The organism is Shewanella litorisediminis (assembly GCF_016834455.1).
Lineage (GTDB): Bacteria > Pseudomonadota > Gammaproteobacteria > Enterobacterales > Shewanellaceae > Shewanella > Shewanella litorisediminis.
The window spans coordinates 1459057-1483425 of record NZ_CP069213.1 but is presented as its reverse complement, the minus strand read 5'-3'; the positions used below and the strand labels follow the sequence as shown (position 1 = coordinate 1483425).

General features: G+C 54.2%; 22 protein-coding genes. 3 read left to right on the top strand and 19 right to left on the bottom strand.

Features of this window, described 5'->3' with window-relative positions; genetic code table 11:
- Positions 1-88 precede the first annotated feature (88 nt).
- Complete coding sequence (locus JQC75_RS06505) at positions 89-2554, bottom strand: Ig-like domain-containing protein (RefSeq protein ID WP_203326622.1); 2466 nt, start codon at positions 2552-2554, stop codon at positions 89-91.
- A 221-nt stretch (positions 2555-2775) separates the two neighbouring features.
- Here JQC75_RS06505 and JQC75_RS06500 point away from each other — a divergent pair, with 221 nt between their 5' ends.
- Positions 2776-4089, top strand: a complete 1314-nt coding sequence (locus tag JQC75_RS06500; RefSeq protein WP_203326621.1) for a dicarboxylate/amino acid:cation symporter — start codon at positions 2776-2778, stop codon at positions 4087-4089.
- A gap of 171 nt (positions 4090-4260) precedes the next feature.
- Here JQC75_RS06500 and JQC75_RS06495 read toward each other — a convergent pair whose 3' ends face one another.
- The 13 genes from JQC75_RS06495 to JQC75_RS06435 form a co-directional block, all read right to left on the bottom strand.
- Positions 4261-5565, bottom strand: coding sequence for an inosine/guanosine kinase (locus JQC75_RS06495; RefSeq protein WP_203326620.1), 1305 nt, complete (start codon positions 5563-5565; stop codon positions 4261-4263).
- Positions 5566-5815: 250 nt separating this feature from the next.
- Complete coding sequence (gene hemH / locus JQC75_RS06490; protein ID WP_203326619.1) at positions 5816-6799, bottom strand: ferrochelatase; 984 nt, start codon at positions 6797-6799, stop codon at positions 5816-5818.
- Between the two features lie 119 nt (positions 6800-6918).
- Positions 6919-7563 carry an adenylate kinase gene (gene adk, locus JQC75_RS06485; protein ID WP_203326618.1) on the bottom strand — a complete coding sequence of 215 codons (645 nt, stop codon included), beginning with the start codon at positions 7561-7563 and terminating at the stop codon, positions 6919-6921.
- Positions 7564-7704: 141 nt separating this feature from the next.
- Positions 7705-8580: a tetratricopeptide repeat protein gene (locus tag JQC75_RS06480; protein ID WP_380797200.1), complete on the bottom strand. Its 876-nt coding sequence runs from the start codon at positions 8578-8580 to the stop codon at positions 7705-7707.
- Between the two features lie 71 nt (positions 8581-8651).
- Entirely contained in the window at positions 8652-10565 is a 1914-nt protein-coding gene (gene htpG, locus JQC75_RS06475) for a molecular chaperone HtpG (RefSeq protein WP_203326617.1), read from the bottom strand.
- Between the two features lie 180 nt (positions 10566-10745).
- Entirely contained in the window at positions 10746-11345 is a 600-nt protein-coding gene (gene recR, locus JQC75_RS06470; protein WP_203326616.1) for a recombination mediator RecR, read from the bottom strand.
- 13 nt (positions 11346-11358) lie between these two features.
- Positions 11359-11688, bottom strand: a complete 330-nt coding sequence (locus JQC75_RS06465) for a YbaB/EbfC family nucleoid-associated protein (RefSeq protein WP_203326615.1) — start codon at positions 11686-11688, stop codon at positions 11359-11361.
- 141 nt (positions 11689-11829) lie between these two features.
- Positions 11830-14631, bottom strand: coding sequence for a DNA polymerase III subunit gamma/tau (gene dnaX / locus JQC75_RS06460; protein ID WP_203326614.1), 2802 nt, complete (start codon positions 14629-14631; stop codon positions 11830-11832).
- A 125-nt stretch (positions 14632-14756) separates the two neighbouring features.
- Entirely contained in the window at positions 14757-15302 is a 546-nt protein-coding gene (apt, locus tag JQC75_RS06455) for an adenine phosphoribosyltransferase (protein ID WP_203326613.1), read from the bottom strand.
- Between the two features lie 164 nt (positions 15303-15466).
- Entirely contained in the window at positions 15467-15838 is a 372-nt protein-coding gene (locus JQC75_RS06450; protein WP_203326612.1) for a YbaN family protein, read from the bottom strand.
- 312 nt (positions 15839-16150) lie between these two features.
- Positions 16151-16909: an HvfC family RiPP maturation protein gene (locus JQC75_RS06445; RefSeq protein ID WP_203326611.1), complete on the bottom strand. Its 759-nt coding sequence runs from the start codon at positions 16907-16909 to the stop codon at positions 16151-16153.
- Positions 16906-17742 carry an HvfB family MNIO-type RiPP peptide maturase gene (locus JQC75_RS06440; RefSeq protein WP_203326610.1) on the bottom strand — a complete coding sequence of 279 codons (837 nt, stop codon included), beginning with the start codon at positions 17740-17742 and terminating at the stop codon, positions 16906-16908. The genes JQC75_RS06445 and JQC75_RS06440 overlap by 4 nt, the downstream gene beginning before the upstream one ends.
- A gap of 60 nt (positions 17743-17802) precedes the next feature.
- Complete coding sequence (locus JQC75_RS06435) at positions 17803-18246, bottom strand: HvfA family oxazolone/thioamide-modified RiPP metallophore (RefSeq protein ID WP_203326609.1); 444 nt, start codon at positions 18244-18246, stop codon at positions 17803-17805.
- Positions 18247-18526: 280 nt separating this feature from the next.
- Between JQC75_RS06435 and dusC the strand changes: the two genes are divergently transcribed.
- Both dusC and JQC75_RS06425 read left to right on the top strand, forming a co-directional pair.
- On the top strand, positions 18527-19471 hold the full coding sequence (gene dusC / locus JQC75_RS06430; protein ID WP_203326608.1) for a tRNA dihydrouridine(16) synthase DusC: 945 nt from the start codon (positions 18527-18529) through the stop codon (positions 19469-19471).
- A 195-nt stretch (positions 19472-19666) separates the two neighbouring features.
- Positions 19667-20020: a TraR/DksA C4-type zinc finger protein gene (locus JQC75_RS06425; RefSeq protein WP_203326607.1), complete on the top strand. Its 354-nt coding sequence runs from the start codon at positions 19667-19669 to the stop codon at positions 20018-20020.
- A gap of 133 nt (positions 20021-20153) precedes the next feature.
- Here JQC75_RS06425 and ndk read toward each other — a convergent pair whose 3' ends face one another.
- The 5 genes from ndk to hscA form a co-directional block, all read right to left on the bottom strand.
- Complete coding sequence (ndk, locus tag JQC75_RS06420) at positions 20154-20585, bottom strand: nucleoside-diphosphate kinase (RefSeq protein WP_011759417.1); 432 nt, start codon at positions 20583-20585, stop codon at positions 20154-20156.
- A gap of 150 nt (positions 20586-20735) precedes the next feature.
- Positions 20736-20897: a hypothetical protein gene (locus JQC75_RS06415; protein ID WP_203326606.1), complete on the bottom strand. Its 162-nt coding sequence runs from the start codon at positions 20895-20897 to the stop codon at positions 20736-20738.
- A gap of 154 nt (positions 20898-21051) precedes the next feature.
- Complete coding sequence (gene rimK, locus JQC75_RS06410; protein WP_203326605.1) at positions 21052-21957, bottom strand: 30S ribosomal protein S6--L-glutamate ligase; 906 nt, start codon at positions 21955-21957, stop codon at positions 21052-21054.
- 157 nt (positions 21958-22114) lie between these two features.
- Complete coding sequence (gene fdx / locus JQC75_RS06405; protein WP_011759414.1) at positions 22115-22450, bottom strand: ISC system 2Fe-2S type ferredoxin; 336 nt, start codon at positions 22448-22450, stop codon at positions 22115-22117.
- A gap of 8 nt (positions 22451-22458) precedes the next feature.
- Positions 22459-24318: a Fe-S protein assembly chaperone HscA gene (gene hscA, locus JQC75_RS06400; protein ID WP_203326604.1), complete on the bottom strand. Its 1860-nt coding sequence runs from the start codon at positions 24316-24318 to the stop codon at positions 22459-22461.
- Positions 24319-24369 lie beyond the last annotated feature (51 nt).

Sequence of the window (24369 nt, the reverse complement as noted above, 5' to 3'; positions counted from 1 at the left end):
GCCGTCAGGAGCCTTTGTTGATTCAACAAAAAGAAAGGCCACTCGTCAGAGTGGCCTTTTGGTATTTTTATGGCTGTTAAACTGTCGCTTAATAGATATTTACAGGAACTGTCAGCACTTCTGTAACCGTATTGCCTGGAGTAGTCACAGTCACAGAGAAGACGCCACTCTCGGGTTGGTCTGCGCCCTTAACAGTAACTGAGAATTGTCTTGCGCCATTGTAGTTGCTGCTTGGCCAGGTGTAGTTGGCGGTACTGGCGATAGAACCGGCTGAAGTAGTGAATTGAACAATGGTTCCGGCAGGCATCTGCTGATTGTGCAAATCAGAAATGGCAAACACAACTGATGCGGTTGATTTACCATTGATGTCGATGCTGCCACCGGTTGATACACCATCACGGTCGTCAATTACCACATCATCAGCAGCAGTGGCAAAAGCCTCACTGCCTGACATCACCAGTACCAGACTGCGTCTTACAAACAGCGACTGGGCATCGCTGCTTGCACAGCCCGCATGGGCAGGCACTGAGCAAAGCACGCCATTGTACTTGCCATCTGCGGCATCGAATTGACCGTCTACGTCAAAGTCAACGAGCTCTTCATTTGCGCCACCGGATTGACCACCGGCTTGCTGAGGGTTGAAAACGCCATCCTCGTTATGATCGACAAAAGCATCGGCCAAATCATAACCGTCACCGCTGACATCTGTACCTGTCAGGAAGGCGGTCATTTCAGCAGCATCAAAGCGGCCATTACCGTTGGTATCTGGGAAGGACTCTTCCCCCACAGCAGTAGCAGTGATGGTTGCACGGCCACCGAACTTCTGTCCATAGAAGCCATAATAGCGGCCTCCATCTTCAACCAAGACAGGCGTTGGGTTGCGAACCATAGCACCTGAACCGTCGATAAGCTTCACGCCGTCTGGTCTGGCATTCTGACTGCGCCACACCACAGTACAGCCACCATTGGCAGTGGTACAGGATGGGTCGATGGAACCACCTTCCGTTGTAAAATATACCGCCGTACCATCTGGAACAGGGTTGTTAAAGGCATCGGCCAGACGCGCGGTCACCTTCACTTCAGTGCCATCAACCTCCCAGCCTTCGGCATTCAGGATTTCGGCAGACAGGGAGAAGCTGTCCTGATCAGGTTTGCCGGTAGAGATAACCAGTACGCTGGATTGGCTCGAAATAACAGGATTAGTGCCATCAATCGATGCGGTAACGCGCACAGTGGTCGCCACGGCGCCCGAAGTGACGACTGTTTGGGCAATACCCAGACTATTGGTCGTCGCTGTTGCAGGGCTGAGGGTCAAACCACCCACAGAAGTGTTCAACGCGAAAGACACCGCCTTGTTGGCTACCGGGTTGCCGTTGGTATCCAGTACTTTAAATTTGACAGTGGATGATTCATCACCACCTGTGCCCTTGATACTGATATTTTCAGGACTTGCGCCTACAAATACGATACTACCGGCGTCAGCTGCCAGCACATTCAATGTACCTGTGGCTGACAGGTTCTTGCCGCCAACATCGGCAGAAACACTGATGTTGTCATCACCCACGCAACCTTTGGCCAAGTAGGTACTGGTCGCAATACCACCAACTGCCGTAACTGGACTACTGAGCTCAGCCTGTCCCTTGGTAGCACAGGTTGAAGAGAAGCTGACACTGACAGGCTCGGTAAAGAGAATGTCCTGATCGTCCTGGAGCTTAATGGATACGGTCGCGGTACCACCGGCAGAAATAGCGCTGGCACTCACCGAGGCCTTACCCGCAACAAAGTCTCCTTCTGCGGTTCCCATCAGCACATTACTGGCACCAATAACAAACACTTTCTGTCCGCTTTCACCGGTGGACAGCGTAGCAGTTGCTTCGGCTGCACCTGGCTGGCTGCCGGCATAAATATCGACACTCGCCTTGCCGTTCGCATCCGTAATAGCAGTTTTAATCGGCAGATCGCCAAGAGATGAGTTGAATGTAACAATAACTGTCTTGGAAATACCGGAAACAGTGGCAACCAACTTACCAGGCTTGGTGCTCGAAATGGTATCGGTTGGGGCTCCATCAGCATCGGTAAGCGTCAAGCTGACCTGAGCCTCGCCACCGGTGGAGCTTCCACCATCCCCCTTCATGGTAAAGCCAACTGGCTCGCTGGCCTCACCAGTATCGACACTCGCAGTGACTGTACCTGCACCGGCGATATCTGCCGTACTCAGTGTAATAGTGGCGTTGCCGTCGGCATCGGTCAGAGCAGTGCCTGTGGATGGGGTAAAGGTGCCTAACGTTGCGTCATTCAGTTTAAAGGTGACTAATTTTCCAGCTTTTGCACCAGAAATCGATCCTTTAACATTTGCTGTCACTGTGGCGGGTGTATCAATGCCAATTGTGCTGTTGGAAGAGCTAAATGTTATAGCTGCTGTCACCGTAATTGTGTCTGTTGGAGGCGGCGTGGGTGTTCCTCCCCCTGTATCTGAAATCGAACCACCGCCCCCGCAGGCAATTAATAAAAACGAGAGGAAGGTGGCCAACCATAACTTAAACGCTGACTTCATTGTCAGACTCCCTGTTACTCTAGTTAAAATACTCAAGCATTCCGCTTCTTACTTATAGGCTAACAATACACAATTTTCATGTAACTTTTCTATTACCCGATTCTTTTATTTCGTGGTTTTACCAGAAAACTTTAGTTAATTGCCCGTTTCCTCGGCACCGCTTTCTTGCTAGGCTTTTGTGCGCCAAAACACAAAAGCACAAAAAATAAACAGGAAAATCTATGGCTGCTGCACAATCCAGTAAAATTGGCCTGACAGGCAAGATCTTAATCGGCATGGGTGCCGGTATTTTAATAGGTTTGCTCCTTCGTAATTTTTTCGGTGGCAGTGAGTGGGTTCAGGACTATATCACCGAGGGTTTTTTCCATGTGATAGGCACTATATTTATCAACAGTCTCAAGATGTTGGTTGTGCCTCTGGTATTTATTTCCCTGGTCTGCGGGACCTGCTCTCTGAGTGAACCTTCCAAATTAGGCAGATTAGGCGGTAAAACACTCGCTTTTTATCTGTTTACCACGGCCATCGCACTGGTAGTGGCCATCTCTGCCGCCGTCATTGTCCAGCCCGGAAATGCCTCGCTTGCATCCGAAAGTATGCAGTATTCCGCCAAAGAAGCTCCCAGTCTGGCGGATGTGCTGATCAACATAGTGCCATCAAACCCGATGAAAGCACTGAGCGAAGGAAATATGCTGCAAATCATTATTTTTGCGGTAATTTTCGGATTCGCGATTTCACATATTGGTGAACGTGGTCGCCGTGTCGCAGCCCTGTTTGATGACCTCAACGAAGTCATCATGCGCGTGGTTACCCTGATCATGCAGCTGGCTCCCTACGGTGTGTTTGCCCTGATGGGGAAACTGGCACTGACCCTTGGCATGGAAACCCTCGAGAGCGTGATTAAATACTTCATGCTGGTGTTGGTGGTATTGCTGTTCCACGGGTTCGTGGTGTATCCGACCTTGCTTAAGCTCTTCTCGGGTCTCAGCCCACTGATGTTCATCCGTAAAATGCGTGACGTGCAGCTGTTTGCCTTCAGCACAGCCAGTTCTAACGCCACACTGCCTGTGACCATGGAAGCCTCTGAGCATCGTCTGGGCGCCGATAACAAGGTGGCATCTTTCACCCTGCCTCTGGGCGCTACCATCAACATGGATGGCACTGCCATTATGCAGGGCGTAGCAACTGTGTTTATTGCCCAGGTGTTTGGTATCGACCTGACCATTACCGACTATGCCATGGTCGTGATGACAGCCACACTGGCCTCAATCGGTACAGCAGGCGTGCCTGGCGTAGGCCTGGTGATGCTTGCCATGGTGCTCAATCAGGTTGGTTTGCCCGTGGAAGGCATTGCCCTCATTTTGGGTGTGGACCGTATGCTCGATATGGTGCGTACCGCAGTAAACGTTACGGGTGATACTGTGGCCACAGTGGTGATTGCCAAGTCCGAAGGCGCCCTCAATGAAGCCGTCTTCAACGACCCCAAGGCAGGTAAAACAGCGGGTAGCTTTGAAGCAGAGGTCCATCGCGGCGAATAAACGCCTGTTGGGAAAATGTGTTGCGGGGTGAAATATCCCCACACCGCTTGGTTAATAAGATCTTCGTTAAAACATGAAGTATAAAAAAAGGCGCCATGGGCGCCTTTTTCATATCTGTTTTCTTGCCTGCTTAAAGCCCCATAACGTTCAGTTAGATGGGGCTCACCGGGGTTAACGCTCCCAGTATGATTCTTCCAGGCTGTCTTCCCTTTCCGGCAATGCTCTGGAGAGTCTTGGACTGTGCTGGGCCAGCACTTCATAGGCTACACGGTTTGCATATTTGCAGATCTGCGAGAATGACGAATAGCAGAGCCCTTCGTTTCTGTGCTTGCTGGAGCCGGGGACATTGACCTTGTGGAAATTATTCGCCGCCAGGTCATGGAGCAGCGCCGAGAGCGCACCATCACCGGCACCATTGGTATTACGGATTTGCTCAGGACCTCCCATATAGGGCGAAATGTGCGCATACACCTTGATAGGTTCGCGGCAATCACGCTTTCGCATCGGGCGGGAGAACTCAAAGCGGTTGAACTCGGGAATGGCACCTGGCAGCAGAGTGTGGCTGGTTTCGCGCTTGTCGCTGTCTTCGGTATAACCTGCAGTGTAAAGACCAATGGGGCCCGCCGTGGTCAGCACCATATCACACCATTCCAGCGCCGCCTCACTGGCAAGCAGTGGGTCGGCAAACCCCGTCAGGGCCTCGCCCTCGTCTTCGTTCATCGCCAGGATAGTGACGTTATCGCGAATAAAGGCCTGCCACCAGACCGGATCTTCCTGAATGAGGAAACGGGTACCCAGAGTCAGGACCACGGGCACATCGGCTGCTTTGGCGTATTCAATGGCCTTGAGCGCTGCCTGGCTCATGCCATCGCCCTCGGCGGCACGCATCAGATAGGCAGTCAACACCAGCGCGGCACTGCCCTGCACCACATCCTTATCGATAAAGTCTGGAGAGAGCTTGTCCATGGCCCCCTTGCTGATGGCAAAGGTACGCTCGCCGCAATCTGAAATCAGAGTGAAACAGCGACCAATAGGGCCATCTACCGGTTGCAGGTGATTCAGGTCGACCTTGGATGAGGTGTGGCACAGGTAGCGATAGGCGTAGCTGCCCACCTCAATGGACTTACTCATCACCCCAAAAAGCACTGATCTATCATCAGCCAAAATGGAGTAGTTGTGCACAGTGTTACCAATGGTGCCACCGGCAAACTCGTCACTGATAAGATTATCGCGCTTGAGCTCCTCGTAGAGCGCATGGGCGGTTGCATCATCAATCAGGGTGGAATTACCTTTGGGTAACTGATAGCGCACCAACAAGTCTTCAGCGACCTTGGCTTCAATGTCCACCAGGGTTTGATCGATGCCGCTGATATAGGTCTGCGTTGGCTGAGGTTGCTGAGTCAACTGCTCAAGCAGCGGATCTCGGGTATTGACGGGGAAGTAATGTTTTGACTTGCGCTGGCCAGGAAACTTCATAACGGGATCTCTGTTCTTTGCCTATTTGCACTATGGCAGAGTTGCACTTGCCGCATCCATGCACATCAGACCCGGAGCCCTGCCTGGCACCAGACTTAAACAAGTAAAATTGATTTTAGGCCGGAGTGATATTCATCGCCAAAAGGCTGGGAGATCCACGCAAAAGAGAGCTGCAAATACCGCCGCCCGGCTCAAAGGCGGCAGATTCTATCATATTTTAAGACGCTGACCAGTGATGAGCAAAGCCGCATCAGCCAACTTGCCAGCCGAGGCTCTGTTCCCTGACCAGTTCCGCCAGCAATCGGATATGGCCATCGTCGTCGTTCAGGCAGGGAATAACCCTGTATTGCTCGCCACCGGCATGGATAAAGGACTCTTTCCCCCCTTCGGCAATCTCTTCGAGTGTTTCGAGACAATCTGCCGAAAAAGCAGGACACATAATGTCCACCTTCTTAACCCCCTTGCCCGGCAGGCTCTCGAGCAACTCGTCGGTATAGGGAGTCAGCCACTCTTCTTTGCCAAAGCGGGACTGGAAACAGACCTGCCATTCGTCGTTGCCAAGGCCAAGCTCTTTGGCAACGAGTCTTGCGGTTTCCTGGCACTGGGCCTGATAGGGGTCACCTTCGGTTATGTATCTGAGCGGCACACCGTGGAACGACATCAGTAAGAGTTCAGCTTTGCCGTCAGCCTCCCACAGGCGACGAACAGAGTCAGCCAAGGCCCGGATATACAGCGGATGACGATAATACTCGCGTACCATGCGCCAGTCCGGCAGACGTCGCCATGACTTGAGCACCCCGGCAACTCCGTCGAACACACTGGCTACCGTCGAGCAGGAGTACTGAGGATACAGCGGCAACACCACCACACGGTCTATGCCCTGTGCCTTCAGGCTTTCCAGCCCCTGGCTCAGCGACGGTGAGCCATAACTCATCCCCAGCGCAACAGGAACCTCATGGCCATAGAGGCTGCTCAGTTCGGCGGCAAGCTTCTCTCGCTGACGCTGACTTATCACCATCAGAGGCGAGCCCTCATCCCACCAGATGCTCTGGTACAGTTTGGCGACTTTGGCGGGACGGGTGTTGAGAATGATGCCATTCAGGATTGGCTTCCAGATCCAGGGAGACAAATCCACGACCCTGGGATCGCTTAAAAACTGCTTTAAAAAACGGCGCACGGAAGGGGCGTCGGGGGCATCTGGGGTGCCCAGATTGACAAGGAGTACTCCAAACATTGGCTGTTCCTGGCTCACATCTCACCTCAAATTGGCAAACTTTGGCTTAGCCTACCATAGGCTAAAAAACAAAAAAGCCTGTTTTCACAGGCTTTTCTACAAAGTGCGATCTCTGGCTATCAGCTCAGGGCTGCCTGGATCAACTTACTGACCTCGGCCACGCTCTGGGTACCGTCGAACTTGATGTACTTGGTGTTACCTTCAGCAGCCACCTTGCCATAATAGTCAACCAATGGCTTGGTTTGCTCATGGTAAATCCCCAGACGCTTACGCACTGTGCTCTCTTCGTCATCCGGACGGATAACCAGATCTTCACCGGTCACGTCGTCCTTGCCTTCCACCTTGGGTGGATTGAACACAACGTGATACACACGGCCTGAGCCTGGATGTACGCGGCGACCGCTCATGCGGTTCACAATTTCTTCATCAGGCACATCAATTTCAATCACGTGATCGATGCTGATGCCATTGGCAGCCATGGCATCGGCCTGAGGAATGGTGCGTGGAAAACCGTCCAGCAGGAAACCTTTGGCACAGTCGTCCTGAGCAATGCGCTCTTTCACCAGACCTATGATCAGCTCATCAGAAACCAGCTGACCTGCGTCCATCACTTTCTTGGCTTCCAGCCCCAGCGGCGTGCCGGCTTTCACTGCGGCGCGAAGCATGTCGCCGGTAGAAATCTGGGGGATTCCGTAGTGTTCCATGATGAACTGAGCCTGGGTACCTTTACCGGCACCTGGGGCGCCCAATAGGATAATGCGCATCGGGGAGTCCTCTTAAATTCGCATCGATATTCTTCTTAGGGCGGCGATCTTCGCACATAAACCCGCGCTTTAGAAGGCCTGCGCTTTCGACTTTAGCCTCAGTTGGCACAAAAAAGTGCCAAAGTCGGCGCAGACTTTTATTCAATAAAGCAGGCTGTAAAGCTTACGTCTGAAGCTGTTGGCAATACTGCTGCCCTGCCCCATCGCCGTTAAAATGCCCATAAACGCTTGTTTTATTTCACCGCCTTCGGCCCCTAAATCCCGTTTAAGCACGTCATAAAGCAGCTCAAGTGCTTCTTCTTCACGCTTGGCCTGGGCCAACGCCTTGGCAAGTTCAATGCGAAGCGGATGATTGTCAGGCGAGTCGGCGAATCGGCTCTGCAGCTCCCTGACTTCCGGGGTGTCTGCCGCTTCCCTGGCCAGCGCCAGTTTTGCCTTGAGGCTTTGAAAATACGCATCCTGATCGGCAAGACCCACCAACGCCAGACGCTGCTCGGCGTTGCTGAGCTCGCCTTGCACAATTTCCGCTTCTGCCATCAGCAGCGCCCACTCGGCGCCTATAGCTGTGGAATCCATTTCGATGCTTTTAAGAAGCGCTAAGGCATCGGCCCCTTTGCCATCGGCCAGCGCTTGCCTTGCCTGCTGCAATACTTGTTTCCAGGCCTGAGGTAAATGCTGAGCCAGCAAGGCATCGAGCTCCGCATCGGTTTTATCCCCGGCAAAGCCGTCAACCGGCTGGCCCTGGCTAATCACCAACACGGTTGGCAGCGCCTGAATGCGAAAATAGGACGCTATTTCCATCTCGGTTTCACAGTTCACTGTGGCCAACACACCGCGGCCGTTGATGAGCTGAGCCAAACGGGCATTCATAGCCACGCTGTCCGGGTGTGACGGCGCGAAGAAACTCAACACAATGGGCGCTTCGAGCGATTTTTCCAGCACTGACTGGATATTGTCCCGGGTCAGCGCCACGCCAGCCATGGCAGCATCTGCCTGTTGAGGTATCCCTTGAGTCATAGGTGCTTCCCCTGAATGTAAAAAAGCTATTATCAAAAAGACAAACGGGGGCATTCGCCCCCGCAATCAGTTTAGCCGACAGATTTAAGCAGCATCTGGTTCACCAGCTTGATGAAAGCCGACGGGTCGGCCAGGCTGCCACGCTCAGACAGGGTAGCCTGCGCCAGCAGCATCTCCGCCCACTGGGCAAACGCCGCTTCATCCTGCTCTTTATCCAAACGGGCCACCAGCGGATGAGTTGGGTTGAGCTCAAGCGTTGGCTTGGTTTCAGGCACTGGCTGGCCTGCCGCCTGCATCAGTTTGATCATCTGGCTCGACATCTCGCCTTCGCCTGTTACCACACAGGCGGGCGTATCGGTCAGACGGGTGGTAATTTTCACGTCGCTGACCTTGTTCCCAAGGGCAGACTTGAATCGCTCCACCAGCGGCTCAGACTCCTGAGCCAGTTTTTCCTGCGCGGCCTTTTCAGCCTCGTCTTCCAGTGCGCCGAGATCCAGATCGCCACGGGTCACTGAGTGCAGAGCCTTCTCTTTGTAGTCGTGCAGATGGCTAATCAGCCACTCATCAATGCGCTCAGACAGCAGCAGCACCTCGATGCCCTTCTTCTTCAAAAGCTCCAGGTGAGGGCTGTTGGCTGCGGCCTCATGGCTGTCGGCCACTATGTAGTAAATCTTTTCCTGCCCTTCCTTCATACGGCCAATGTAATCATCCAGCGACACTGAAGGTGTGGCATCGCCAGTGTGAGTCGAAGCGAAACGCAGCAATCCGGCGATACGCTCGCGGTTGGCAAAATCTTCCGCCGGACCTTCTTTGAGCACGGTACCGAACTCGGCCCAGAACTGCTGATACTTGTCCGCGTCGTCCTTGGCCAGCTTTTCCAACATAGACAGCACGCGCTTGGTCAGGGCCTGACGCAAGTTGCGGGTGACCTTGTTGTCCTGCAGGATTTCGCGGCTCACGTTCAACGGCAAATCGTTGGAGTCAATCAGGCCCTGTACGAAACGCAGGTAAGATGGCATAAACTGCTCGGCGTCATCCATGATGAACACCCGCTGCACGAAGAGCTTGAGACCATGCTTGCGGTCACGGTTCCACAGATCCCAGGGCGCTTTGGCCGGGATATACAGCAGGCTGGTATATTCCTGATTCCCTTCAACCTTGTTATGACTCCAGTCAAGCGGGTCGGCATAGTCGTGGGAGATATGCTTGTAAAACTCTTTGTATTCGTCGTCGCTCACCTCTGACTTACTGCGGGTCCACAGTGCGGTAGCCTTGTTCATCGCTTTCCACTGACCTTCAGTGGCAAGAATTTTCTCGCCATCTGGACCATCGCGCTCAGGGGTGCCTTCCTGGTACATCTCTACCGGAATGGAGATATGGTCTGAGTACTTGGTGATGATGGAACGAAGACGCCAGTCATCGGCAAACTCTTTTTCTTCGTCACGCAGATGCAGCACGATTTTGGTACCGCGGTCTGCCTTGGTGATGGTTTCCACGCTGAAGTTACCTTCACCTTCCGACTCCCACTTCACGCCTTCGTCGGCGTTGTGGCCTGCGGCGCGGGTGAACACTTCAACGCGCTTGGCGACGATAAAGGCCGAGTAGAAACCGACCCCGAACTGGCCAATGAGCTGCGAGTCTTTGGCGCTGTCGCCGGAAAGGGTTTTAAAGAACTCGGCGGTACCCGACTTGGCGATGGTACCGAGATGCTCGATAACGCCGTCGCGGGTCATACCTATGCCATTGTCTTCAATGGTCACAGTGCCCTTGTCTTTGTCGGCGCTCACGCGCACCCGCAGCTCGCCGTCACCTTCGTACAGGCTGTCGTTGGTCAGCGCCAGGTAACGCAGCTTGTCGGCGGCGTCGGCGGCATTGGAGACCAATTCACGCAAAAAGATTTCTTTGTTGGAGTACAAAGAGTGGATCATCAAATGCAAAAGCTGTTTGACTTCTGTTTGAAAACCATGGGTTTCTTGATGCGACATCTCAGTTCCCTTTTCTTTCAGTGTTACAAAAACATTCAGGTATGTGGGGCTCATCGCCCGGATAGAACTGAAATGGGGGCGTTGAAACTCTTTTCAAGGGGCACTGAACCAGAGAGGCTCAAGCGGATAAAAAAACAACAAAAAAGCCCCGACAAAGCGGGGCCTTTATAAAAATCAGAGTCAGAGGGGCAAACGGCCGTTAAAGCTCAGTGCCAGGGTGGTGCTGTCTACGTATTCGAGCTCTCCGCCCACTGGTACGCCGTGGGCAATCCGGCTGACGGCAACACCTGCACGACGGGCAATGTCGGCTATGTAATGGGCCGTGGCATCCCCTTCCACTGTGGGATTGGTAGCCAAAATCAGCTCGCTGATACCTCCGCCACCCAATTGGCCTTCAAGCAACGACAGCCCCAGCTCCTCGGGTCCAATGCCATCCAGGGGTGACAAATGCCCCTGCAGCACAAAGTAGCGCCCCTGAAAATGACCGCCGGACTCGATAGCCAGCACGTCCGCCGGGGTTTCCACCACACACAGGGTGTCGGCTTCTCCGCGTCTGCTACTCGAGCAAATCGGGCACAAAGGCTCTTCGGTGAAAGTACGGCACTTCTGGCAGTGACCCACCTCACTCATGGCTCGCGACAGGGTGTCGGCCAAACGTATGCCCGCTCTGCGATCGCTTTCGAGCAGGGCAAAGGCCATGCGCTGGGCCGATTTGGGCCCCACGCCGGGCAGGCAACGCAGGCTCTGGATAAGCTCATCCACCAGCGGACTGAATTTCATCGCCGGCCTTTCCTCAGAATGGCATCTTCATGCCGGGTGGCAGTTGCATGCCGCCGGTCACTTCGGCCATCTTGGCTTTTTGATTTTCTTCAACCCGGCGGGCCGCATCATTGCAGGCCGCAGCCACCAGATCTTCCAGCAGTTCTTTATCGTCTTCCAGCAGGCTTGGGTCGATTTCCACTTTGCGTACGTTATGAGTACCTGTCATGGTAACTTTCACCAGACCGGCACCAGACTCACCTGTCACTTCCATGCGGGCAATTTCTTCCTGCATTCTGGCCATTTTTTCCTGCATCATCTGGGCTTGCTTCATCAGGTTGCCCATTCCGCCTTTTCCAAACATACGCTTAATCTCTTTCGGTTGAGGCCCGCAGCCGTGCGGGCAAAATGAAGTTGTAAACGGTGAAAAATGAAGTTGGCTAATCTTACTGAAATCTGAGGCATTGGCAATTATCCCTGTCACGGGAATGCCATTAAATCCCACTCAGACCACAGGCTCCTGAGCCAGTGCCGGTGGCGCCGGTAAGGCTCTGCCCCGCTGAGCGAGCAGTTCAGGCGGATAGCCAATGCTGTCATCATCAAACCAGGCACCGGCCTGCTGCATCAGTCGTTGCACAGCAGGATCGGTATTGAGCGCCCCTCGGGCACAGGCCAAAAGCTCGCGATGAAAACGGGCACGGATATCCAGCGGTGTTTCGCGGCCCGTCACCTCACCCACTTCCAATGCGATTTCAGCCTCATGGCCGAGGGCATTGGAAAGCGCCTCATTAAGCTGGGCAATGGCCACCGGCGCCGCCAAATGCTTTTGGTCCTGCTTCAGCACCAGGGGGATGGGATTGCACCATTCAAGACACACCGAGTTGACGGCCAACTGCCGCACCCGGCCGCCAATTTCCAGCGCGCCCATGAGCTTGTACCAGCGCAGGTCTGTTTCATCTCCGCTGATGCTATTGGCAACATCGTGATGGGTGACCTGTGGCGCATCTGGCTTTGATGCAATGCCCGTTTGTGATTGAACCTGTGCCGCGGTTTGAGATTGGGGGGCATGTCCCGCTTTGGTCTCAACCACTGCCAGGTCTGAGTTTGAGGCCTCAGCCATTGACGATACGGGCGCTTTAACCCTGTCATCCGCTGTGACGGCGTCTTCCCAGGGCGGCCTGTCATAGTCGGCTGCCACACCTTGACCCGATGCTATGGCAGGGACCTGAGAGTCAGACGCCGCTGTGGGTTGTGTATTGGCAGGCGTCGCATCTGACGCGGTGTCGCCCGCTCCCTTTACAGTCGGCGCCCGGGTTATCGAAACGGCAGCATAATCCGGTGCTCCGGTTACCGGAACGACATCATTTTCCTGTGCTTCCTCTACAGCCGGCGCTTCAGCTACCGAAACGGCATCATTTTCCTGCGCCGCCATTCGGCGACGCTCGAAACTGGATACCGGCTTTTTTGCCTCATCCTCTTTCGCCTCCGAGGTGATGCCGCTGAGCAAATCTTCTCTGGCAGCCAACACGGCATCGAGCAAATCATCACCAAAAGCTGCTGCCTGCGAGCCCAGGGGCACAGCTTCTGCGGCGACCTTTGAGGCAGCTCCCATGGCCTCGCCCTCGGCCTGAGTGCCAGCTTTGGGATCATCGCGACTTTCGGCGCCACGGTCGGCGCTACTGTCAGTGCGAGTGACTGAGTTTGCTTCGGCCTCTGGCGGGCGGCTTAGGTGAGTATCAGCAACCTCGGCCGAATAACTCTGTGGGTAGTCGGCATACGCCATCTCATCAAATAATGGCGGGCCATCATGCAAAGAGAAGTCGCCTTCACTATCGCGTTGAAAGCCATGTTCAGGGCTGAACCCCTGACTCTCGGCCTGGGAAATCAGCAGGTTTTGCTCTGCAAACAGGGCGGCAGCCCCAGCTTCCTGCGTATCCTCATCTGAACTCAGCGCTGTCTCGGCGTTATTCCCGGCTAAAGAGTTCAAAGCCTTGGCAGAGTCAGGTGCCTTGACTGCGCCAGCGTCAACATCAACGTCAGTGCCTGTCGTTTGGGCAGATTCAAGAGCGGCACCCGAAACAGCAGCTAAAGGCGTCAGTGGTTTAGCCGCTTGCTTCTGCGAGGTGCCCGCTTTAGATGCACGCTGCACCTCAGCCGATGTCGACTCAGTCTGTAATGCCTCTGAAGCTGAGACGCCCTCTCCTGACTGCCAGTTGTTTACCGGCTTTTCCGGCACAAATCCCACAGCACGGAGTAAACTCATCTCCAGCCCGGAGGCCGGGTCGGGAGCATAGGGCAAATCTTTACGGCCACTGAGTAATATTTGGTAATAAAGCTGCACCTGCTCAGGTCTCAACGCCTTGGCCCACCCCAGTACAGCAGCCTCATTGTCGCTGATACTGGCAGTAGCGGGGGCAAATTGGGCAAGGCTTATCTGATGCAGCAGCTCCAGTAACGCCCTCAACACCTCATCGGCATCAGCGCCAAAACCCAGCGCGGTGCGGGCAGTGGTAAGCAGGGTTTCGATGTCGCCCTGACAAAGGGCATCAAATAAATTCAGTATTTGGCCTTTATCGATGGCCCCGAGCATGGTTTGCACCTGGGCAAGACGCACTTCTCCACCGCCAAAGGCTATCGCCTGGTCGGTGAGGCTCAGGGCATCACGCATACTGCCGGCCGCCGCCTTGGCAAGCAGCGACAAGGCGTCCTCATCGAAACCCAGCCCCTCGCCACTCAGCACTGCGGCCAACTGCGCCTGTATTTGCGGCTGAGTCAGGGCTTTGAGATTGAATTGCAAACAGCGGGACAGCACTGTCACCGGCAGCTTTTGCGGATCTGTGGTGGCGAGCAGGAATTTTACGTGCTCAGGCGGTTCTTCAAGGGTTTTGAGCAGCGCATTGAACGAGCTTTTAGAGAGCATGTGCACCTCATCGATGAGGTACACCTTAAATCGGCCGCGACTGGGGCGATATTGCACGTTATCGAGGATTTCGCGGGTGTCATCCACCTTGGTGCGCGATGCAGCATCCACTTCGATTAGGTCGACAAAACGGCCTTCGGCAATCTCGCGGCAGGCACTGCATTGACCGCAGGGTGTGGCAGTGATCCCCTGCTCGCAATTCAGCCCCTTGGCGAACAGCCTGGCCAAACTGGTCTTGCCCACACCGCGGGTGCCGGTAAAGAGGTAAGCATGGTGTAATCTTTGCTGACCGAGGGCATTGGTCAAGGCATGAAGCACATGGGACTGGCCCACGACCTCGGCAAAATTGGCAGGGCGCCATTTTCTGGCCAACACCTGATAGGACATGTCACTCCCCACTTACAAAATCGGTCGGGAGCCTGTGTCCCGTCATGGGGCAAACATACCACGCTGAGGGGGTCGATGCCATAACGCCATGACGGGGCAGGAAGTGTAAGGGTTCAAGCGTTGGATTAATCGCCTTCAAACTCACACAATTTACAAATTTCCAGGCCCATTGCCTGAAGACGCTTTTCACCACCCAGATCCGGCAGGGAAATGATAAAGGCCGCATGGGCTACATCACCGCCCAGACGACGAATGAGTTTAACCGTGGCTTCGATAGTACCGCCGGTGGCCAGCAGATCGTCTATCACCAACACCTTGTCACCGGCCTTGATAGCATCCACATGGATTTCCAGGGTGTCGTGCCCGTATTCCAGTTCATAGCTTTCGCTGATGGTTTCCCGGGGCAATTTGCCAGGCTTACGCACAGGCACAAAACCCAAACCCAGCTCCAGCGCCAGCGGCGCACCGAACAGGAAACCGCGGGACTCTGTTCCCACGACTTTAGTGAAGCCGGCATCCTTGTAGCGTTCAACGAGCAGCTTCATGGCTGTTTGGTAAGCGGTGTGATCCTCAAGCAGGCTGGTAACATCACGGAACATAATGCCGACTTTGGGGTAATCAGGAATGGTTTTAATGCTTTGCTTGATAAGCGCTAAGCTGTCTGTGTTCATAGGACATTCACGTTATATTTGCCGGCTTCGCCGGGCTTTGACAACAAAAAAGTCCACCAAATGTGGACTTCAAATTTAATCCGGCTAAAGCTTAAGCTCCTTTGCCGGTGGATGCAACCGCCGACACACAGGGCTGCCAGTGTTGGCGGTCACAAAATCGGCACTCAGGGAGTATCCTCCAGCTCAGGCACTGAATGGAGGAAAGCCAGCAGAGCTACCAGTAACGACAACAGCATCACTTTGACCCAGAGCAGCGGCACTATGGCAATGCTGATGGCGAAGCTGAGGCTCGAGAGCACCATGGCTTTGCGTTTTAGCCCCCTTCTGATGGCCTTTTTTTGTTCCCAGTTGCTCAAAGCATCGGCAAACCAGGGATGTGCCATCAACCAGCGGTGCAAACGCTCACTGGAGCGGGCAAAACAGAAGGCTGCCAGCAGCACAAAAGGCACTGTGGGCAACAGGGGTAAAAACACGCCCGCCACACCCAGTACCAGGCTTATTAAACCAATCACCAGCAACAGACTGCGTTTTATCACGCCCTCGCCCCCATGGGTTTATCCCTTCATACTGGCCCAAAAACAAAGGCCACTCAATTGAGTGGCCAAGTATACCCTTGTTGCGGACTTAGATTAAGCCGGCAAGTTTGAGCCATGACAGGCTGGCAGGCAGGGTTGGAACAAGAAGAACCAACAGAAAACCAATAAGATACCAAACGTTGAAGGGCTCTTTGAAATTAGCGTCCATGAGGACTCCTCTACAAAATGTACGACCACTGCCGTGATGCAGCTCACAAAATGGGCGCCATTCTAGCGGTTTGTCCTGAACGATAAAACCAACTAACTGTAGGGTTATTGCAACTTTCGCACTACCACACCCCGGGCGGCCAGTTGGCCAAGCACCTGACTGATGCCATCCCGGAGTTGTTGCCCGGCAAAGTCAGGATATAGTGCCTGCACTTTTTGCAGCAGCCCCACATAATCAATGCCGGAGTTGGCCTCCAAAATCGCCAACAGCTGCGCCGTCATTGGGTTTAACTTCAAAAAGCTCACCTCATCATCACCATCCCGATAGAGACAAAAATAGCAAGGCGATGGCAGGGGGGAATCCGGTTGATATTGGGGGGAAATCTTCTCTACCTCGAAGTGGTACTGTGCGACCCGGGCGTGGGATGCCAACCCCAGTCTGGCATGAAGGTACGCTTGTCGCGTCAGAGCCGTTTCATCGAAAGCGGCTTCATCACCCTGTTCCATTGCTGTGGCGACCACCAATTCCAGCCACTCGTAATGGGCCAGTTCCAGCAGAAACGGTGGCTCGTTGGCCTCGGGCTCACGGGTACTCAAGAAGGCAAGGAATTCGCCGGCAATGCCGATAAACAGCGGGTTTTGGCAGTCATGTTCGGTAAAGAACTGCCGCAGGATCGTCTGCCACTGCGCTTCCCCAAAGAGGCTCTTGAGCACAGGAAAGCCACTATTAACAAAACCACTGACATTATTGAAAAAGAGTTCGCGATAGACTCCCATCCTCTGGGGAGCAATGCCATGGGGACAAGGCAGATCCGGTCTGCGGATCGCCTCGATAAAATCGGCCTGGATATCCTTAAAACTCATCCGGCCCTCCTGCGGGTACAAATTGCTGCCGCCTGATAATCCCGGATGCGATCAATTTCCTGCAGCAAGACTCCGCTCGGTGGAATATTGAAATCCCTTTCCAGCAAAGTGGGTAATGGCCCGTGAAGTGCGTAACAGTCGGCCAACAGTTGCCATACCTGGTCAACAATGTCCGCGCCGTGGGTATCCACAATCAGATCAGGAGCTTCCACATAATGCCCGGCCACATGCAGGTAACGAATGCGCTTTGTGGGCATGGCGGCAAGATACTCAGCCGCATCGTAATTGTGATTGACTGAATTCACATAGATGTTGTTCACGTCGAGCAGTAGCTGACAGTCGGCTTCGTCGAGTACTGCCAGCACAAACTCCTGCTCGGTCATTTCTGCGCCGGGGGCAGCATAAAATGAGATATTTTCCAGGATTAATGGCCGCTCAATGATGTTTTCCACCTGCTTCACCCGCCCGGCGATATGGTGCACGGCTTCTTGGGTGAAGGGCATGGGCATCAAGTCGTACAGGTGCCCGGCACCTGAGCAGTAACTCAGATGCTCGGAATACACTTCAATCCCGTGTATATCGAGAAAGGCCTTGATACCCTTAATAAAATCAATGTCCAGCGGCGCACTGCTGCCAATCGACAGGGACAAGCCGTGACAGAAAAATGCATGACGCTCGGTTAAGGCACGGAACTGCTTACCGTATTTGCCACCAAGTGCCATCCAGTTTTCCGGGGCGACTTCAAAAAAATCGATTTGCGCCGGTACCGATTGACTGAATTCAGCCAACATTTCGCGACGAAGCCCCAGCCCGGTCAGCGAGGATACTGCCATGTGATCACCTCTGTATGAGAGTAAAACCACGCAGGGTCTCCCCTGCGTGGCTGGGTATTATCAGTGGGCGCCGCCGCACTTGCCTTCTTTGGCTTTTTCAGTGCCTTTGGCTTCACCACACTTACCTTCTTTGGCTTTTTCGGCAGCTTCATGGCCTTTTTTCATGCCTTCGCCACATTTGCCTTCACCACACTTGCCCTCTTTGGCTTTTTCGGCAGTTTCATGGCCTTTTTTCATGCCTTCACCACACTTGCCTTCACCGCATTTACCTTCTTTGGCCTTCATGCCTTCGCCGCACTTGCCCTCACCACATTTACCTTCTTGGGCCTTTTTGCCTTCGCCACATTTGCCTTCGCCGCATTTACCTTCATCACCCACCAGCTGGTAACCTGCCTGCATTTCATTAAAACCAAAGGGGTTAGCCTGAGCCTCGGCCGCAAACGCTGCGCCAACAACAACGCTTCCCAGTGCAACTGCGGCGGCGGTTTTCTTGATGGTATTCATAGTCTTCTTCCTTCTGTGTGTTTCAGTGAGTTATGACGGCCGCCTTTAGCTGCCAGTCTGATTAACCAGACCCATGACGACCTGTTTTTATTTCAAATTTTGCACGCACTCACAGATTTTTTTTATCAGGAGTGCAAGGCAGTGCCTTTAAACTAGTCACTTTTATCATGGGTATCAAGTTGTTGACACGAGTGTTCCGCATACCGAGTTCCGTGCTTGGTGAAACTGCGGGCTCGCGGTAAAATGCCGCGCTTATTTTTAAAGGATACGGGATATCAGCTTGCGAATTATTTTGGCCCCTATGGAGGGCGTATTGGACCACTTGATGAGAGAACTGCTCTCATCCATCAACCCATACGATCTCCTGGTTACCGAGTTTGTGCGGGTGGTGGATCAGCTACTGCCGGAAAAGGTCTATTACCGCCTCTGCCCCGAGCTGAAAAACAACGGTCTGACCAAGAGCGGCACACCGGTGCGGGTACAGATACTGGGGCAAGAACCCGGTTGGATGGCTGAAAACGCCCTTCGAGCGGTGACCCTGGGCTCCCGGGGGGTGGATGCAAACTTTGGCTGCCCGGCGAAAATGGTTAACCGCAGCAAGGGCGGCGCCGTGTTGCTGCAGTATCCCGAATTAATTCACGATATTGTTAAAGCCATGCGCGAGGCCGTGCCAAGCGAGCAACCTGTCACCGCCAAAATTCGCCTGGGTTACGAAGAAAAATCCCTGTTCATGGAAAACGCCCTGGCCGTGTATGAGGCAGGCGCCACCGAGCTTGCCATTCATGCCCGCAGCAAGGTAGACGGTTACAAGCCCCCTGCCTATTGGGAATACATCACCGAGGTGCGGGAGCGCCTGCCAATTCCTGTCATTGCCAACGGCGAAATCTGGAACCGTGACGATGCCCTGCGCTGTATGGAAGTGACAGGCTGCGACAGCATCATGATTGGGCGTGGAGCCTTGTCGCTGCCAAACCTTGCCGCCAGCATCAAGGGTGACACGCCCTATGATTGGGCTACAACGCTGAGATTAATGATCCATTACTCAGAACTGGAAACCTCAGGACTCAAGGCCACCTATTACCCTGCACGCATCAAGCAGTGGTTCAGCTACCTGAGCAGGCAATACCCGGAAGCAGACGACCTGTTCAGGGAGATCCGTATTCACAAAACCACCGATGACATACTGAATGGCCTCAAACTCGCGGCATCCAACCTCGCCCCATAAACTGACCATTGACGGCACTTAAACGGAGCCGTCGATTTCCTTATGTCGCAATCTTTGATCTCAAAAGGCTTTCCACCCAGCTGAAACGAAAAATCGAACGGTGTTTTGATCCTTGTCATAGTCCCGCGCACCGGGGCTACTAGACTGAAATCCAATCCATGTTGAATTGGACTTCTGTAACGACAGGGGATAACCGTGACCATAGCCAATACAAGACAAGCTTTATCGCAGCTTGAAGCCATACTCAGGGAAGAAATAGCGGCACTCCCCTTTCCCGAGCTACAACGCTCGACCATGACAGCCTCGCTGAGCGAGCTGATTGATACACTCACCGGACTGCATTTGGCCGATGACCCCATCTATGACAGGTTAACCCGTCTGGATGCAGCACAGTGCCAGCTCGATCTCGGACTGTATGGTCTGTGCGCCGATTGTGAATCCGAAATAGAGCAGGAGCGGCTCATTCGGGATCCCACCGAGCAGCGCTGCCTGGCCTGTGACGACCATTATCGCCACGAGCACAGACACGAACTGCGACTCAACCACTGAGCGAGAGTTCACACTGGAACCCATGTTCTGGCCGGGCATCATCTGCAGAAATCGGCATGTGATACTGGCGAAGCTCAGGAAAACGGAAATAAAAAAGGAGCCATTCGGCTCCTTTTTTATTATCAGCAACTGATTAGCGAGTGCGTGGGCACAGCTCGTCAGCAGCGAAGAAGTAAGCGATTTCGCGCTCGGCAGAAGCCAGAGCGTCAGAACCGTGTACAGCGTTCTCATCGATGCTGGCAGCGTAGTCAGCACGCAGAGTACCGCGGGCAGCTTGAGCTGGATTGGTGGCACCCATGATTTCACGGTTGGCCAGAACGGCGTTCTCACCTTCCAGAACCTGAACCATGATAGGACCAGAAGTCATGAAAGATACCAGGGCGCCGAAGAAAGGACGCTCGCTGTGCTCAGCGTAGAAACCTTCAGCCTGCTCTTTGGTCAGGTGAACCATTTTTGCAGCGATGATTTTCAGGCCAGCAGATTCAAAACGGTTGTAGATAGCGCCGATGTGGTTCTTGGCAACAGCATCAGGCTTGATGATAGAAAAAGTGCGTTCGATCGCCATAACTAGCTTCCTTTGATGAGCAAGTTTGTAAAATTCGCGCGGATTATACGGGATTTATTTCACAAAGCCTATCTTTATCACAAAGACAGGCACAGCCAAACCCTGCAAAGCAGACGCTCTGCAAGGTTTGTTACTGGAAAATTAAGGGGCTTATTTGCGACCTTTGGCCCACCACCAGGTACCGGCAATGGCCACCAGCGCAATGGCGGGCAGCAGATCCATCAGATGGTGGAAGAGCCCTACTCCACCGTGCCCCTCATGGGCCATGGCAGCGGCAGGAACCAGCAGGAGCAGAGGCAATACAGATTTCATGGCAGCGTCCTTTTATTTATAAGCATGAATGCCGCACCGGGCGGCCATGTGACAAGCTTACGCCCATGGACAATGACGAGTTTGACGGCGATCAAAGTTCACATGGGCTTACAAAGACTTAACCTGAAAATCCATCCTGGATCACAAAATGGCTCTAGCCACGGGCACCCGTTTGCTTGGGTTTCTTGTGGGCGGCTTTTTCGATAAAGGCAATGATGGCCCCGGCTACATCCTTACCGGTAGCGCCTTCAATGCCTTCTAGTCCGGGGGATGAGTTGACCTCCATCACCAGCGGACCGTGGTTTGAACGCAGCAAATCCACCCCGGCCACATTCAGCCCCATGGTCTTGGCGGCACGAATGGCGACTGAGCGCTCTTCCGGCGTCAGCTTCACCAGGGTGGCACTGCCGCCGCGATGCAGATTGGAGCGAAACTCACCGGGCGCCGCCTGACGCTTCATGGCCGCCACCACCTTGTCACCCAGCACAAAGCAGCGAATATCGGCGCCATTGGCCTCACGGATATACTCCTGCACCATGATGTTGGCCTTAAGCCCCATAAAGGCTTCAATCACACTCTCGGCCGCTTTACGGGTTTCGGCCAAGACCACGCCTATCCCCTGGGTGCCTTCCAGCAGTTTAATCACCAGCGGGGCACCGCCCACCATTTCAATCAAATCAGGAATGTCCGACGGCTTGTTGGCGAATCCGGTGATGGGCAATCCAATACCTCTGCGCGACATCAGTTGCATAGAGCGCAGCTTGTCACGGGAGCGGGTCACGGCAACCGACTCATTGAGGGTGTACACCCCCATCATTTCAAACTGCCTGAGCACTGCACAGCCATAAAAGGTGATGGCCGAGCCGATTCGGGGGATCACTGCATCGAAAACAGGCAGTTCTTCCCCGGCAATATGAATGCTGGACGCCCGCATATTGATGTTCATATAGCACTCAAGGGGATTAATCACCCTGACCTCATGCCCCCGCTCGGTGGCAGCCTCCACCAGGCGACGGGTCGAATAGAGTTCTGGCCCCTGAGATAAAACAGCGATCCGCATTCATAACTCCAATAATGAAAAACCCGCGCATCATACGCGCCTTTTGCATAAAAGCAATCTCGGCCAATTCCCACTGTGGCCGGTGCCAATAACTATAGCGAGATGGCAGAAAAAAAAGCCAGTCATAAGACTGGCTTTGATTGTATGAAGACGCTCGTTAGCCTTCGCTAACCATGTTAATGGTGTACTTGGGGATATCCACCACCAGGTCGCAATCCACCACTTTAGCCTGACAGGAGAGGCGGCTTTCTGGTTCCAGCCCCCAGGCTTTGTCGAGCATATCGTCTTCCAGCTCATCCGATGGCTCAAGCTCATCAAAACCTTCGCGCACCACCACATGACAGGTGGTACAGGCGCAGGATTTTTCGCAGGCGTGCTCAATGTGAATTCCGTTTCTTAAGGCCACATCCAAAATGGACTCACCCACCTTGGCCTCGACCACGGCACCATCCGGACAGAGTTCTTCGTGAGGCAAAAATACGATTTGCGGCATGTTGTTACCTATATAGTGTCGACCGACTGGCCCTTGAGGGCGTTGCGGATAGAATTGTCCATACGTTTGGCGGCAAACTCCTGGGTTTGTGCATCCAGTCGCTCTATTGCCCCTTGAATAGCATCGGCATCGTCGCCCTTGGCCGTCTCGGCAAGTTCGGCCATGGCCGAGGTGATCTGATTAAGTTCCGCTTCGGACAGCAGCGCCTTGTCTTTGGCAAGCGCCGAATGTAAAGATTCCAGCACCCGGGCCGCCTCTACCTGCTGTTCGGCCAGCATACGACGGCTGATGTCGTCCTTGGCGTGCTTCATGGAATCCTTGAGCATGGTGGCGATTTCGGTGTCGGAAAGCCCAAAGGATGGTTTCACCTGAATGCTGGACTTCACTCCGGTGGACTTTTCCATCGCGGTAACGCTGAGCAATCCATCGGCATCCACCTGGAAAGTAACCCGGATGTGAGCTGCGCCGGCAGCAAGGGGCGGGATCCCCTTGAGGGTAAAGCGCGCCAGCGAGCGGCAATCCTGCACCAGTTCACGCTCGCCCTGCACCACGTGGAAAGCCATCGCGGTTTGACCGTCCTTAAAGGTGGTAAATTCCTGCGCGCGGGCAACCGGGATGGTGGTGTTTCGGGAAACGATTTTTTCTACCAGTCCACCCATGGTCTCGATACCCAGCGACAGCGGGATCACATCCAGCAGCAGCAAATCAGACTCGGGCTTGTTGCCCACCAGAATATCTGCCTGAATGGCAGCGCCAATGGCAACCACGCGGTCAGGGTCGATACTGGTCAGCGGCGCCTTGCCAAAAAAGGCTTCAACTTCGGTGCGCACCAAAGGCACCCGGGTTGAACCGCCTACCATCACTGTTTCCAGCACGTCATCGGCGTCGATACCCGCATCACGCAGGGCACGGCGACAGGCAGCAATGGTCTTTTTCGCCAAGGCGGCAATCAGGTTATCGAAGGTCCCGCGGTCGATATCGAGACGATAAGCCTGTCCCTGATGCTCGAGCGTCGCAGTGACTGTGTCTGAGTCCGTCAGGGCTTCTTTTACCCGACGCGCTTCAATCATCAGCTTACGCCCAAGAGCCGTGTCGGCCACATCCAATCCCCAATGCTGGGCCAGGTGTGAGCTGAGCAAATGATCGAAATCGTCACCGCCAAGGGCTGAGTCACCGCCGGTGGCCAGTACTTCAAACACACCGCGGTTAAGACGCAAAATAGAAATATCAAAGGTACCACCGCCGAGATCATACACGGCAATCACGCCCTCCTGGCCTGAGTCCAGACCATAGGCGATAGCGGCAGCAGTGGGCTCGTTAAGCAGACGCAGTACTTTCACACCCAGAAGCTGCGCCGCATCCTTGGTGCCCTGACGCTGAGCGTCATCAAAATAGGCAGGAACCGTAATGACCACACCTTCCAGGCTGCCGCCCAGGGTGTCTTCGGCGCGGGCAATAAGCGGGCGCAGAATTTCAGCAGAGACCTGCACCGGATTCACCTGCCCCTGGGGAGTATTAAACAGCGGCAGGCCGTTTTCACTGGCGCTGAACTGGTAAGGAAAACGCTGACTGCCAGCCTCAATATCCGCCAGACTGCGGCCCATAAAGCGCTTAACAGAGACTATGGTATTGGCAGCATCGGTGGCACTGTGCACTTCGGCATCCTGCCCAACGGAAATACCGTCCTTTGCATAGCGCACGATGGAAGGCAGAGAATGACGGCCATGGGCATCGGCCAGGGTTTTGGCTTCACCGCTTCGCACTGCGGCCACCAGAGAGTTGGTGGTGCCAAGATCGATACCGACGGCGAGTCTGTGTTGGTGGGGCGCGGCGCTTTGGCCGGGCTCGGCGATTTGCAATAAGGCCATAGGTGTCCAACTTAACTTACGCCGGCGACCGGCGCCGGCTTAAAAAGGGAT

Coding starts and splice junctions, on each gene's coding strand:
- JQC75_RS06495 (WP_203326620.1), bottom strand. CDS start 5,565: ATGAAGTTTCCTGGCCAGCGCAAGTCAAAACATTACTTCCCCGTCAAT.
- htpG (WP_203326617.1), bottom strand. CDS start 10,565: ATGTCGCATCAAGAAACCCATGGTTTTCAAACAGAAGTCAAACAGCTT.
- JQC75_RS06465 (WP_203326615.1), bottom strand. CDS start 11,688: ATGTTTGGAAAAGGCGGAATGGGCAACCTGATGAAGCAAGCCCAGATG.
- adk (WP_203326618.1), bottom strand. CDS start 7,563: ATGCGCATTATCCTATTGGGCGCCCCAGGTGCCGGTAAAGGTACCCAG.
- JQC75_RS06500 (WP_203326621.1), top strand. CDS start 2,776: ATGGCTGCTGCACAATCCAGTAAAATTGGCCTGACAGGCAAGATCTTA.
- apt (WP_203326613.1), bottom strand. CDS start 15,302: ATGAACACAGACAGCTTAGCGCTTATCAAGCAAAGCATTAAAACCATT.
- fdx (WP_011759414.1), bottom strand. CDS start 22,450: ATGCCGCAAATCGTATTTTTGCCTCACGAAGAACTCTGTCCGGATGGT.
- ndk (WP_011759417.1), bottom strand. CDS start 20,585: ATGGCGATCGAACGCACTTTTTCTATCATCAAGCCTGATGCTGTTGCC.
- rimK (WP_203326605.1), bottom strand. CDS start 21,957: ATGCGGATCGCTGTTTTATCTCAGGGGCCAGAACTCTATTCGACCCGT.
- JQC75_RS06435 (WP_203326609.1), bottom strand. CDS start 18,246: ATGAATACCATCAAGAAAACCGCCGCCGCAGTTGCACTGGGAAGCGTT.
- dnaX (WP_203326614.1), bottom strand. CDS start 14,631: ATGTCCTATCAGGTGTTGGCCAGAAAATGGCGCCCTGCCAATTTTGCC.
- JQC75_RS06440 (WP_203326610.1), bottom strand. CDS start 17,742: ATGGCAGTATCCTCGCTGACCGGGCTGGGGCTTCGTCGCGAAATGTTG.
- JQC75_RS06415 (WP_203326606.1), bottom strand. CDS start 20,897: ATGAAATCTGTATTGCCTCTGCTCCTGCTGGTTCCTGCCGCTGCCATG.
- JQC75_RS06505 (WP_203326622.1), bottom strand. CDS start 2,554: ATGAAGTCAGCGTTTAAGTTATGGTTGGCCACCTTCCTCTCGTTTTTA.
- hscA (WP_203326604.1), bottom strand. CDS start 24,318: ATGGCCTTATTGCAAATCGCCGAGCCCGGCCAAAGCGCCGCGCCCCAC.
- JQC75_RS06445 (WP_203326611.1), bottom strand. CDS start 16,909: ATGAGTTTTAAGGATATCCAGGCCGATTTTATCGAGGCGATCCGCAGA.
- JQC75_RS06480 (WP_380797200.1), bottom strand. CDS start 8,580: ATGACTCAAGGGATACCTCAACAGGCAGATGCTGCCATGGCTGGCGTG.
- hemH (WP_203326619.1), bottom strand. CDS start 6,799: ATGTTTGGAGTACTCCTTGTCAATCTGGGCACCCCAGATGCCCCCGAC.
- recR (WP_203326616.1), bottom strand. CDS start 11,345: ATGAAATTCAGTCCGCTGGTGGATGAGCTTATCCAGAGCCTGCGTTGC.